Raw genomic sequence first — 11,856 nt, 5'->3', positions numbered from 1 at the left:
GGGGGGCGCGGCGCCGCCCCCCCGCGCCCCCGGGCCTGGGCCCGGGACGCGGCCTGCGGCCGCTGCTACAGGTCAATGTGCGGCGGCCGGAGCTGCGCCTTTCGGCAACGCCTTGGTCAGCAACACCGCCACCATGGCAATCCCCAACCCCAGCCCCACCCAGTGGAACGCATCGTTGTAGGCCATGATCAGCGCCTGCTGGTGCACGATCTCGCTCAGGTGCCCCAGCGCAGCCGAATCACTGCCCAGGCGCTCGCCCAGTTGCCCCAGGCGCTCCGCCACCTGTGGGTTGCCCGGCACCACCGCTTCGCGCAGGTAATCGAAATACACCTTGGTGCGCGCATCCAGCAGCGTTGCCAGCAGGGCAATGCCGATGGCGCCGCCCAGGTTGCGCAGGATGTTGAACAGGCTCGACGCCGATCCCGCGTCCTGGGGCTGCAGGTAGGCGGTGGCAATCAGCGAGATGGTCACCATGATCAGCGGCTGGCCCAGCGCGCGGATGATCTGGATCTGGTTGAACTGGCTGCCGGCGAAGTCCGGGTTCAGCACCCCTGAAGAAAAACTCGCCAGGCCAAACAGGCCGAAACCCAGGGTGCAGAGAATTTTCGGCGAGATGATTTTCATCAGCTGCGGCACCAGCGGGATCAGCACCAGCTGCGGCAGGCCCATCCACATGATCACCTCGCCGATCTGCAGCGCGTTGTAGTTCTGGATCTGCGCCAGGTACAGCGGCAGCAGGTAGATGGAGCCATACAGGCCCACGCCCATGCCCAGGCTGGCAATGCTGGACAAGCCGAAATTGCGGTTGCGCAGGATGCCCAGGTTGATCAGTGGGTTGGGCCGCGACACCTGCAATATCACAAAGGTGATCAGGCTGAGCAGGGCGATCACCGCCAGCACCACGATTTCGGTGGACTCCAGCCAGTCCTGGCGGTGGCCTTCTTCCAGGAATACCTGCAGGCAGCCCAGGCCCACGCCCAGGGTGAGGATGCCGGCATAGTCGGTGCTTTTCAGCAGCTCCCAGTGCGCCGCTTTCTTTTCCAGCCCGTACAGCAGCCCGGCGATCATCAGCAGCCCTGGCGGCACATTGATGTAGAAGATGTACTGCCAGCCGAAATTCTCCGTCAACCAGCCGCCCAGGGTGGGGCCGATGGAGGGCGCGAAGGTGGCGGTCATGGCGAACATGGCCATGCCCTTGGCGCGGTGGTGCTCGGGCAGCTTGATCAGCGTCAGGGTGAAGGCCAGCGGAATCAGCGCGCCGCCGGTGAAGCCCTGCATGGCGCGGAAGACGATCATGCTTTCCAGGTTCCAGGCCATCGAGCACAGCAACGAGGAGGCCAGGAAGCCCAGCGACACCCAGGTGGCCAGGCGCCGCGCCGACAGCAGCTGCACCAGCCAGGCGGTCAGCGGGATCATGATGATCTCGGCCACCAGGTACGAGGTGGAGATCCACGAGCCTTCCTCCAGCGTCGCCGACAGCGCGCCCTGGATGTCCTTGAGCGAGGAATTGGTGATCTGGATATCCAGCACCGCCATGAACGCGCCGAGCATCACGCTCATCACCGCGATCCAGTCGCGCCGGGTGGGTTCGCCCACCGGGCGCAGCAGCTGGTCACCGGCCATCGGCGATGTTGACGCTGACGGTGACCGACATGCCCGGGCGTACCTTGCCGTGCAACGGGTTGTCCGGGCCGAAGATCAGTTTCACCGGGATGCGCTGCACCACCTTGGTGAAATTTCCCGTGGCGTTGTCTGGCGGCAGCAGGCTGAACTGCGCGCCCGAGGCGGCGAACAGACTGTCGACGCGGGCGTCGATGGGCTGGTCGGGGAAGCTGTCGAAGGTCAGGCGCGCGGCCTGGCCGGGCTGCATGTGGCCGATCTGGGTTTCCTTGAAGTTGGCCTGCACCCAGATGTCCTCGTCGGGGACGATGGACAGCAGGTAGGCGCCGGCCTGCACCACCTGGCCCGTGCGCGCGGCGCGCTGGCCGATCATGCCGCTGATGGGCGCGTGCACCTGCGCGCGGGCCAGGTTCAGCTGGGCCTGGGCAAGGTCGGTGCGGGCGGTGGCGATCTGCGCGTCAAGGCGCTTGATCTCGGCGTTCAGGGCGTTGACCTGCTGGCGCTGGCCCTGCACGTCGGCCTGGGCCTTGCTGACCTGGGAGTGGGCCACGCGGGTGTCGGCCGACAGCGTGGTGACGCGCTCCTCGGACACATAGCCGGGCTTGCGCAGGGCTTCGGCGCGGTTCAGGTCGATCTGCGAGCGGCCCAGGGTGGCCTGGCTGGCGGCCACCTGGGCTTCAGCGGAGGCAATCAGGCTGCCCTGCTGGGTAAGCTTGCTCTGGGCTTGCAGGCGCTCGGCCTGGCGGGTGTCGAGGGTGGCCTGGGCGCGCTCCACGGCAAACTGGAAGTCAGCGGCCTCCAGCGTCACCAGCAGGTCGCCCTGGCGCACGTGCTGGTTGTCCTGTACCAGCACCTGGTCGATACGCGCGCTCAGTTGGCTGGACACCCGGGTGATCTCACCCTGCACATAGGCGTTGTCGGTGCTCTCGAAGAAGCGGCCCTTGAACCACCAGTGGGCCAGGAAGCCTGCGGCGATCAGCAGGACCAGGGTGGCGAAAATCAGCAGTCGGCGTTTGAGCGGCGCAGGCATGGTCGATCCGTCGAAAGGGTAGGGCAGGGTGCCAGGCATGATGATCGGGCGGGGCGAGGGGGCCGGCAAGCGGCAATCATGCCGTTGATGACCGGTAATGTGGCGCATTGCTGGAGCACCACGTGCCGGGCCTGCTAACATCCGCCCTTTGATTCACTCTGCTCGAGACCTTTCATGACCGTTCGTACGCGTATCGCGCCATCGCCCACCGGCGACCCCCATGTCGGCACGGCCTACATTGCCCTGTTCAACTATTGCTTTGCCAAACAGCATGGCGGCGAGTTCATCCTGCGCATCGAAGACACCGACCAGCTGCGTTCCACCCGCGAGTCGGAACAGCAGATCTTCGACGCCCTGCGCTGGCTGGGCATCGAGTGGAGCGAAGGCCCGGACGTAGGCGGCCCGCACGGCCCGTACCGGCAGAGCGAGCGCGGCGACATCTACAAGCAGTACGCCCAGCAGCTGGTGGACATGGGCCACGCCTTCCCGTGCTTCTGCACCGCCGAAGAGCTGGACCAGATGCGTGCCGAGCAGATGGCCCGCGGCGAGACCCCGCGCTACGACGGCCGCGCACTGCTGCTGTCGGCTGAAGAAGTGGCGCGCCGCCTGGCCGCTGGCGAACCGCACGTGATCCGCATGAAAGTGCCGACCGAAGGCGTGTGCGTGGTGCCGGACATGCTGCGTGGCGATGTCGAGATCCCGTGGGACCGCATGGACATGCAAGTGCTGATGAAGACCGACGGCCTGCCGACGTACTTCCTGGCCAACGTGGTGGACGACCACCTGATGGGCATCACCCACGTGCTGCGTGGCGAAGAGTGGCTGCCCTCGGCGCCCAAGCTGATCAAGCTGTACGAGTACTTCGGCTGGGAGCAGCCGGTGCTGTGCTACATGCCGCTGCTGCGCAACCCGGACAAGAGCAAGCTGTCCAAACGCAAGAACCCTACTTCGGTGACCTTCTACGAGCGCATGGGCTTCATGCCCGAGGCCATGCTCAACTACCTGGGCCGCATGGGCTGGTCGATGCCCGACGAGCGCGAGAAGTTCTCGCTGGCCGAGATGGTCGAGCACTTCGACCTGTCGCGCGTGTCCCTGGGCGGGCCGATCTTCGACGTCGAGAAGCTGAGCTGGCTCAACGGCCAGTGGCTGCGCGACCTGCCGGTGGAAGAGTTCGCCGCACGCGTGCAGAAGTGGGCGTTCAACCCCGACTACATGATGAAGATCGCCCCGCACGTGCAGGGCCGCGTCGAGACCTTCAGCCAGATCGCCCCGCTGGGTGGCTTCTTCTTCGCCGGTGCGCTGCAGCTGGACGCCAAGCTGTTCGAGCACAAGAAGCTGTCGAACGACCAGGTGCGCCAGGTGATGCAGCTGATCCTGTGGAAGCTGGAATCCCTGCGTACCTGGGAGAAAGACCGCATCACCGCCACCATCCAGGCCGTGGTTGAGGCGCTGGAACTGAAACTGCGCGATGCCATGCCACTGATGTTCGCCGCCATCACTGGCCAGGCCAGCTCGGTGTCGGTGCTCGACGCCATGGAAATCCTTGGCCCGGACCTGACGCGCTTCCGCCTGCGCCAGGCCCTGGACCTGCTGGGTGGCGTGTCGAAGAAAGAAAACAAGGAATGGGAAAAGCTGCTGGGCAGCATTGCCTGATTCTAGCTGCACGGTGGGGGTTCCCCCACCTTGTGGGAGCGGGCTGGCCAGCGAGCTTTTGTTGCCCTGAAAAGCTCGCTGGAAAGCCAGCTCCCACATCTGCGCCGCCCTTGGCCCAATAAAACCGGGGTGGGGCGCCTGTTTCGTCGGTAAGTGGTTGTATTGCTGGAAAAAATTTTTGAAATTTTTCAAAAATAAGTTTGACAGCCTTTCGATCCGGTCTTAATATGCGCCCCGTCCACACAGCAACACGCAGAGATGCGAAGCGCTGAAGATTGTGGGGCTATAGCTCAGCTGGGAGAGCGCTTGCATGGCATGCAAGAGGTCAACGGTTCGATCCCGTTTAGCTCCACCAAATTCCAAGGCCTGAAGTCGTTGTTTGACTTCGGTCAGATCAGATCCAGACTGATCTTGGTAAGAAGGTTTTGTCCCCTTCGTCTAGTGGCCTAGGACACCGCCCTTTCACGGCGGTAACAGGGGTTCGAGTCCCCTAGGGGACGCCATTTAAAACTAGCGATGCCGTTTTGGTCGCTGCGTCGCAAGACGATAAATTTGGGGCTATAGCTCAGCTGGGAGAGCGCTTGCATGGCATGCAAGAGGTCAACGGTTCGATCCCGTTTAGCTCCACCAATTTGCCAGGGTTCGTGAAAACGGACTTGCTCGAAGGTTTTGCGTCCCCTTCGTCTAGTGGCCTAGGACACCGCCCTTTCACGGCGGTAACAGGGGTTCGAGTCCCCTAGGGGACGCCACGATTTGCCCGCTCTGCGGGAATTTTGAGGCTCATTCGCCTTTTGAATGAGCCTTTTGTTTTTAAAGTAGCGGCACGTGTCACGGGCTGCTCCGTCGCAAGACGTAAAATTTGGGGCTATAGCTCAGCTGGGAGAGCGCTTGCATGGCATGCAAGAGGTCAACGGTTCGATCCCGTTTAGCTCCACCAATTTGCCAGGGTTCGTGAAAACGGACTTGCTCGAAGGTTTTGCGTCCCCTTCGTCTAGTGGCCTAGGACACCGCCCTTTCACGGCGGTAACAGGGGTTCGAGTCCCCTAGGGGACGCCACGATTTACCCGCTCTGCGGGATTTTTAAGGCTCATTCACTGGTTGAATGGGCCTTTTGTTTGTCTGCGATTTGACCCCCCTTCTTTTTTGCCTGCCGACCAGTGGCGCACCTGACGGCTTGCGGAAAAATATTACGAGCATAATATTACCTCCATAATATTCGGAGGTGGCCCATGCTCGACAAGAAAGCCCAAAGCCGCGAGAAGATCCTTGAGGCCGCGCGCAAGGCCATGATTTTGCGCGGCGTGGCCGACCCCAGCGTCAGCGAAGTGATGGGCGCTGCCGGCATGACCGTTGGCGGCTTCTACGCCCATTTCGACAGCAAGGACGCGCTGATGCTGGAGGCCTTCAGCCAGTTGCTGGGCCAGCGCCGGGCCCTGCTCGAACAGGTCGACCCCAACCTGCCCGGTGAAGAGCGCCGCGCGCTGATGGCGCGCTATTACCTGTCGCGCAACCACCGTGACGCCGAAGACCGGGCCTGCCCGCTGCCCACCGCGCTGGGCGAAATGGGGCGGCTGCCCGAGGCCTTCCGCGAGGTGCTCACCGAGCATGTGCAGTTGCTGGTGGCGCAGTTGGCGGACAACCCCGAAGACACCGACAAGGCCCTGGCCGACCTGGCCCTGATGATTGGTGGCCTGGCCCTGGGGCGTGCCCTGGGCCAGACCGAACTGTCCGACCGTATCCTGCGCGCGGCCAAGGCCGCCGTGCGCTAACGCTGGGAGTGCAAACCATGACCACGCTCACCTGGGTTCGCAGCGTCAACCAGACCCTCGGCCACCTGGCCCCGCAACAGATGGCCGCGCGCATGCGCCTGGCGTTCATGCACCCGCGCACGCTGCCGCCACGGGACTGGGAGTTGCCGCTGCTGGCGCGGGCCGAACGCGTGACCCTGCGCTTCGGCCTCTCGGTGCTGCGCTGGGGGCAGGGGCCCACGGTGCTGCTGATGCACGGCTGGGAAGGGCGGCCCACGCAGTTTGCGGCGCTGATCGAGGCGCTGCTGCAGGCCGGTTACAGCGTGGTGGCGCTGGAAGGGCCGGGCCATGGCCGTTCCCGTGGCAGCCAGGCCCATGTGGTGCTGTTTGCCCACGCCTTGCTGGAGGCCGCAGCCGAGCTGCCGCCGCTGCGCGCGGTGATCGGCCATTCCATGGGCGGCGCGGCGGCGTTGCTGGCCAGCCAGTGGGGGCTCAGGGCCGAGGTGCTGGTGAGCGTCTCGGCGCCGGCGCGCATCCTCGGCATGCTGCGCAACTTCGCCGCCCACGTGGGGCTGCCGGCGCGCGCACGCTCGGCGTTCATCCGCCAGGTGGAGAGAACCGTCGGCATCGCCGCGGCGCAACTGGATGTCAGCCGCTACCAACTGGAAATGCCGGGCCTGGTGGTGCACGCGGGCGACGACCCGCTGGTGCCGGTCGCCGAGGCGCGTGCGATTCATGCGGCCTGGTTCGGCAGCCGCTTGCTGGTGTTGCCCGAAGGGGGGCATCAGCGCGTGCTCGCCGACCCGCAACTGATCGACGGCGTGCTGGGGCTGCTCAGCCACCAGCCGGCGCGGCAATCGGCGTGAGGGTGCGCTAGACTGGCGCCTGCCTACCAAAGCAGGAGCGAGTGCGCGTATGAACTGGGACCTGGCTACGCCCTTTGTCATCGACCTGAGTGTCGGTGCCGAGGATATCGATGGATTGGGGCACGCCAACAATGCGGTGTACGTGACCTGGCTGGAACGTTGTGCCTGGCGCCATTCCCAGCGCCTGGGGCTGGACCTGGCCGAGTACCGGCGGCTGAACCGTGCCATGGCAGTGGTGCGGCACGAAATAGATTACCTGGCCGCCGCCTACGAGAATGACGAGCTGCAGCTGGCCACCTGGATCGTCGAATCCGACCAGCGCTTGAAAATGACCCGGCGCTTCCAGCTGATTCGCCCCCGGGACGGGGTGACGCTGCTGCGGGCGCACACCACCTTCTGTTGCATTGACCTGGCCAGCGGCAAGCCCAAGCGCATGCCGCCGGAGTTTATCGAAGGCTACGGCCCGGCGGTGAGGGCCGTTCGCTTATTCTGTGGGAGCTGGCTTGCCAGCGAGCTTTTGCCGGTGCGAAAAGCTCGCTGGCAAGCCAGCTCCCACAGGTTACAATGCGCTCAATTTTCTTCCTTCCTCCCCCCGAGATCCCCCATGCACATTGCCCTGGCCCCCATGGAAGGCCTGGTCGACAACATCCTGCGTGACGTGCTGACCCGTGTCGGCGGTATCGACTGGTGTGTCACCGAGTTCATTCGCGTCAACGACATGCTGCTGCCGCCCGCGGTGTTCCACAAGATGGCGCCGGAGCTGGCCAGTGGCTGCGTCACGCCGGCCGGCACGCAGATGCGCGTGCAACTGCTGGGTTCCGACCCCATCTGCCTGGCCGACAACGCCGCCCTGGCCGTCAGCCTCGGCGCGCCGGTGATCGACCTCAACTTCGGCTGCCCGGCCAAGACCGTGAACAAGTCGCGCGGCGGGGCGGTGCTGCTCAAGGAGCCGGAGCTGCTCAACAACATTCTTTGCGAAGTGCGCCGCGCGGTGCCGGCGCACATTCCGGTCACCGCCAAGATGCGCCTGGGCTTTGACAGTCCCGACGGCGCCCTGGTGTGCGCCGAGGCCCTGGCCGAGGGCGGCGCCGAGGTGCTGGTGGTGCACGCGCGCACCAAGGTCGATGGCTACAAGCCGCCGGCGCACTGGGAATGGGTGGCCAGGGTGCGTGACGTGGTCAAGGTGCCGGTGTACGCCAACGGCGAGGTGTGGACCGTCGACGACTGGCGGCGCTGCCGCGAGATCAGCGGCGTGCCCGACATCATGCTCGGCCGTGGCCTGGTGTCACGCCCTGACCTGGCCCGGCAGATCGCCGCGGCCCAGGCCGGCATCGAGCTGGCGCCCATGACCTGGGCCGAGCTGATGCCGTTGCTGCAGGAGTTCTGGCGCCAGGCCGTCATCGACCTCACCCCGCGCCAGGCGCCGGGGCGTCTCAAGCAATGGCTGGCAATGCTGACCCGCACCTTCCCCGAGGCCGTGGAGCTGTTCGCGCTGGTGCGCCGCGAGACGGATTGCGAGCGGGTGGGGCAGCTGCTGGGCGTGCCAACCCTCCAGGCGGCCTGACCCCATAACCGCAGCCTTTCGGCAGCGGCTACGGGCTTCATTGTGAATCATCGATCAGCATCTGCCGGAACTGCGCCAGCGGCAGCGGGCGGCTGTGCAGGTAGCCCTGGTACAGGTGGCAGCCCAGCCGTTCGAGGAATTCCAGCTGCTCGGACTGCTCCACGCCCTCGGCAATCACCGTCAGGTCCAGACTGCGCGCCATGGCCACGATGGCGCGGACGATCTCGGCGTCATTCGGGTCGTGGGTGGCGTCGCGCACGAATGACTGGTCTATCTTCAGCGCGTCCACCGGCAGGCGCTTGAGGTAGGTGAGCGACGAGTAGCCGGTGCCGAAGTCGTCCATGGCAAAGCTGACGCCCAGCTTCTTCAGGCTGCGCATCTTGCTGATGGTGTCCTCCAGGTTCTGGATCACGATGCCTTCGGTAATCTCCAGCTTCAGCAGCGTGCAGGGCAGGTTGTGCTGGCTGAGGCTGTGGGCCACGCGCTCGACGAAGTCGTTCTGGCGGAACTGCCGCGGGCTGATGTTCACGCACAAGGCGAAGTCGTTGACGTCGATCAGGCCGTCGGCCAGCAACTGCGCGCAGGCGCCGCAGGCTTCGTCGAGAATCCAGATGCCCACCTCCAGGATCAGCCCGCTTTCCTCCAGCACCTGAATGAACTGTGCCGGTGATTGCTGGCCCAGCAGCGGGTGGTGCCAGCGCAGCAGCACCTCGGCGCCGACGATACGGTCTTCGCGGGCGTCCACCTGGGGCTGGAAGTGCAGGCTCAGCTCGCCCCGGGCCAGGGCCATGCGCAGGTCGTTTTCCATCTGCAGGCGCTCGCTGGCGGCCTTCTGCATGGTGTTGTGGAACATCTGCGTGGTGTTGCGCCCCGAATCCTTGGCGCGGTACAGGGCGATGTCGGCGCGCTTGAGCAGGTCCGCCGGGGTGGTGCCGTGGTCGGGAATCAGCGCCACGCCGATGCTGGGGGTGACTTGCAGGCGCTGGCCGTCCAGCGACATGGGCTCGGCCAGCAGCGCGCGCAGGGTGTCGGCCAGTTCGCGCACCTGGGCGGTGACTTCGGCGCGGTTGCCCTCAAGGCCGGTCAGCAGCACCACGAACTCGTCGCCGCCCAGGCGCGCCACGGTGTCTTCCAGGCGCACGCTGGCCTCCAGGCGCGCGGTGATGATCTTCAGCACTGTGTCGCCCACCGGGTGGCCCAGGGAGTCGTTGATGTGCTTGAAGTGGTCCAGGTCGAGGAACAGCAGGGCGCCGCGCAGGTTGTGGCGCTTCAGCAGGGCGATCTGCTGGCTAAGGCGGTCCATCAGCAACGCGCGGTTGGGCAGGTTGGTCAGTGGGTCGTGGTAGGCCAAGTGGCGGATCTGCGCCTGGGCGTTCTTGAGCTGGCTGACGTCACGGGCGTTGAGCAGCAGGCACGGCGTTTCATTGAGCGTGATGGGCTCGATGGACACTTCCAGGGTCAGCGCCTCGCCGCGCTTGTTGCGGCCGATCAGCTCGCGGTGGTGCACGTGGCCACTCTCTTCCAGCTCGGCCAGCAGCAGGCCGTGCTGGCGCGGGTCGGCCCAGAAGCCGATGTCGTCGACGCTGCGCCCCAGCACCTCGTCGCCGCTGTAGCCGGTGAGCCGGCAGAAGCCGTCATTCACTTCCACGTAGCGGCCGCTGTCGCGCTCGGTGATGGTGATGGCGTCGGGGCTGGAGTGGAACGCCTTGGCGAACTTCTCCTCGCTGCTTTTCAGCGCCGCCTCGGCCCGTTGCTGCTGGGTGATGTCGCGCAGCGTGGTGACCACGCAGGGTTGGTTGTCGACGGTGATCAGGCGGCTGGAGATCAGGCAGGTCAACACCTGGCCGTCCTTGTGCATCACCTGCACGGCGACGTTGTTCAGCGCCCGCTCACGAATCACCTCCTCGATGCGCTGCAGGCGCTGCGCGCTGTCCAGCCAGAAACCCAGTTCGTCGGCGGTATGGCGCTTGACCTCGTCGGCGCTCCAGCCAAAGGTCTGGGTGAAGCTGGGGTTGATCTCGATGAACTGGCCGCCGGCCTGCAGGGTCACGCAGATGGGGTCGGTGCTGGCCTGGAACAGGCTGGCGAATTTCTCTTCCGAGCTGACCAGGCGCTGCTCGCGTTCCACCTGTTCAGTGATGTCCAGCAGCGTGCCGGCCATGCGCAGTGGCTGGCCGTTGTCGTCACGGTACAGCCGCGCGCGGCTCTCGATGTAGCGCGAGGCGCCGTTTTCCAGGGCAATGCGGTAGGTGATCTGGTAATTGCCCGCCGGGCCTTCGCGCAGGCTGCGGTAAGCCTGGCGCATGGTGCTGCGCTCTTCGTCCGGCACGCCTTCGAAAAATGCCTCGAAGGACTCGTGGAACGGCACCGGTTCCAGGCCGTGCAGTTGCGCTGCGCGCGCCGAGCCATAGAGCATGCCGCTGGGAATGTGCCAGTCCCAGGTGCCCAGCTGGGCCGAGTCCAGGGCCAGGTCCAGGCGTTCCTGGCTGTCTTTCAGGGCCTGTTCGGCGCGCTTGCTGTCGCTGGTGTCGGTGAACGTGCTGAGCAGGTAGCTGTCGCCCTCAAGCTCGATGGTCTGGGTGCTGAGGATGCCGTCATGGATCTGCCCGCTGCTGGCGCAGAAGCGCACCTCCATGCTCACCGGCTCGCTGGTGTGGCGGGTGGCTTCGAGCATGCGGTGGCGCTGCTCGGGGTCGGCCCACAGGCCCAGCTCCACGGTGGTCTTGTTGATGATCTGGTGCGCGGCCCAGCCCAGGGTCTTTTCGAAGTGGTGGTTGACCTCGTGGATCAGCCCGTCGTTACGGCGGGTCAGCAGCACGACGTTGGGGCTCAGGTGGAACAGCGTGGCGAAGCGCTTTTCCGAGTTGATGAGCGCGGTTTCGCGGTCACGCTGGCGGGTGATCTCGCGAATCACGCCAATCATCTGCGGCCGGCCTTCCTTGTTGGTGACCAGGCTGCCGTTGATCTCCAGCCAGTGCAGGCTGCCGTCGGGCCAGCGGATGCGGTGGCGCATGGCCTGTTCCACCGGTTCCCCGCGCAGCACGGCCTGGAAGGCCTGGGTGGTGCGCGCGCGGTCCTCTTCGGGTAGCAGGTCCAGGTAGTCCATGTCGTTGGGCAGCGGCACGTGCGGGTCGAAGCCGAACAGCGCCTGGGTGCCCCGCGACCAGCTGATCTGCCCGGTTTCTATGTCCCAGAACCAGGCGCCCAGGTGCGCGCCATTGAGCGCCGCCAGCAATTGCGGCGCGCTTTCCCAGGTTTGCTCGGACTCCTGGGGATCAGCCGCATGAATACGCGGCAAGCGCGGAAAGCGTGAAGCTGACTTGGGCATGGACCAGACCTTTGGCGGTTACGGCTTCCTTAAAGTAGACCGTCTGC

7 protein-coding genes, 6 tRNA genes and 1 pseudogene are annotated in these 11,856 nt (G+C 65.3%); 11 read left to right on the top strand and 3 right to left on the bottom strand.

The window, feature by feature from the left end:
* Positions 1 to 72: 72 nt before the first annotated feature.
* Together AC0SZ7_RS20770 and AC0SZ7_RS20765 are read right to left on the bottom strand one after the other, a co-directional pair.
* The gene (locus AC0SZ7_RS20770; RefSeq protein WP_475506144.1) at positions 73 to 1,623 is read right to left on the bottom strand and encodes a DHA2 family efflux MFS transporter permease subunit; all 1,551 of its coding nucleotides are present in this window, start codon (positions 1,621 to 1,623) and stop codon (positions 73 to 75) included.
* Positions 1,613 to 2,650 carry an HlyD family secretion protein gene (locus AC0SZ7_RS20765; RefSeq protein ID WP_475506143.1) on the bottom strand — a complete coding sequence of 346 codons (1,038 nt, stop codon included), beginning with the start codon at positions 2,648 to 2,650 and terminating at the stop codon, positions 1,613 to 1,615. Before AC0SZ7_RS20765 ends, AC0SZ7_RS20770 begins: the two co-directional genes overlap by 11 nt.
* 174 nt (positions 2,651 to 2,824) lie before the next feature.
* Here AC0SZ7_RS20765 and gltX point away from each other — a divergent pair, with 174 nt between their 5' ends.
* The 11 genes and pseudogenes from gltX (at position 2,825) to AC0SZ7_RS20710 (ending at position 8,481) form a co-directional block, all read left to right on the top strand.
* Positions 2,825 to 4,303 (top strand): glutamate--tRNA ligase, encoded by a 1,479-nt coding sequence (gltX, locus tag AC0SZ7_RS20760; RefSeq protein ID WP_475506142.1) that lies wholly within the window; start codon positions 2,825 to 2,827, stop codon positions 4,301 to 4,303.
* Between the two features lie 279 nt (positions 4,304 to 4,582).
* A tRNA-Ala gene (locus AC0SZ7_RS20755) sits at positions 4,583 to 4,658 on the top strand.
* A gap of 72 nt (positions 4,659 to 4,730) precedes the next feature.
* A tRNA-Glu gene (locus AC0SZ7_RS20750) sits at positions 4,731 to 4,806 on the top strand.
* 51 nt (positions 4,807 to 4,857) lie between these two features.
* A tRNA-Ala gene (locus AC0SZ7_RS20745) sits at positions 4,858 to 4,933 on the top strand.
* Between the two features lie 43 nt (positions 4,934 to 4,976).
* A tRNA-Glu gene (locus tag AC0SZ7_RS20740) sits at positions 4,977 to 5,052 on the top strand.
* Between the two features lie 112 nt (positions 5,053 to 5,164).
* Positions 5,165 to 5,240, top strand: a tRNA-Ala gene (locus tag AC0SZ7_RS20735).
* Positions 5,241 to 5,283: 43 nt separating this feature from the next.
* Positions 5,284 to 5,359, top strand: a tRNA-Glu gene (locus AC0SZ7_RS20730).
* Between the two features lie 173 nt (positions 5,360 to 5,532).
* On the top strand, positions 5,533 to 6,072 hold the full coding sequence (locus tag AC0SZ7_RS20725) for a TetR/AcrR family transcriptional regulator (RefSeq protein ID WP_475506141.1): 540 nt from the start codon (positions 5,533 to 5,535) through the stop codon (positions 6,070 to 6,072).
* Between the two features lie 17 nt (positions 6,073 to 6,089).
* Positions 6,090 to 6,917 (top strand): alpha/beta fold hydrolase, encoded by an 828-nt coding sequence (locus AC0SZ7_RS20720; RefSeq protein WP_475506140.1) that lies wholly within the window; start codon positions 6,090 to 6,092, stop codon positions 6,915 to 6,917.
* A gap of 49 nt (positions 6,918 to 6,966) precedes the next feature.
* Positions 6,967 to 7,395: pseudogene (locus AC0SZ7_RS20715) on the top strand (acyl-CoA thioesterase); the annotation flags it as partial.
* 126 nt (positions 7,396 to 7,521) lie between these two features.
* Positions 7,522 to 8,481 carry a tRNA dihydrouridine synthase gene (locus tag AC0SZ7_RS20710; protein ID WP_475506207.1) on the top strand — a complete coding sequence of 320 codons (960 nt, stop codon included), beginning with the start codon at positions 7,522 to 7,524 and terminating at the stop codon, positions 8,479 to 8,481.
* A gap of 37 nt (positions 8,482 to 8,518) precedes the next feature.
* Here AC0SZ7_RS20710 and AC0SZ7_RS20705 read toward each other — a convergent pair whose 3' ends face one another.
* Entirely contained in the window at positions 8,519 to 11,809 is a 3,291-nt protein-coding gene (locus AC0SZ7_RS20705) for a sensor domain-containing protein (protein ID WP_475506139.1), read from the bottom strand.
* Positions 11,810 to 11,856 lie beyond the last annotated feature (47 nt).

This window comes from Pseudomonas sp. JC1203 (assembly GCF_056175065.1).
Note: the sequence above shows the minus strand (reverse complement) of the source record. Positions and strands in the feature narration are given on the sequence as shown.

Bases quoted from the DNA above. Each gene is read 5' to 3' on its own strand.
- AC0SZ7_RS20770 (WP_475506144.1), bottom strand. From the start codon at position 1,623: ATGGCCGGTGACCAGCTGCTGCGCCCGGTGGGCGAACCCACCCGGCGC.
- AC0SZ7_RS20765 (WP_475506143.1), bottom strand. From the start codon at position 2,650: ATGCCTGCGCCGCTCAAACGCCGACTGCTGATTTTCGCCACCCTGGTC.
- gltX (WP_475506142.1), top strand. From the start codon at position 2,825: ATGACCGTTCGTACGCGTATCGCGCCATCGCCCACCGGCGACCCCCAT.
- AC0SZ7_RS20725 (WP_475506141.1), top strand. From the start codon at position 5,533: ATGCTCGACAAGAAAGCCCAAAGCCGCGAGAAGATCCTTGAGGCCGCG.
- AC0SZ7_RS20720 (WP_475506140.1), top strand. From the start codon at position 6,090: ATGACCACGCTCACCTGGGTTCGCAGCGTCAACCAGACCCTCGGCCAC.
- AC0SZ7_RS20710 (WP_475506207.1), top strand. From the start codon at position 7,522: ATGCACATTGCCCTGGCCCCCATGGAAGGCCTGGTCGACAACATCCTG.
- AC0SZ7_RS20705 (WP_475506139.1), bottom strand. From the start codon at position 11,809: ATGCCCAAGTCAGCTTCACGCTTTCCGCGCTTGCCGCGTATTCATGCG.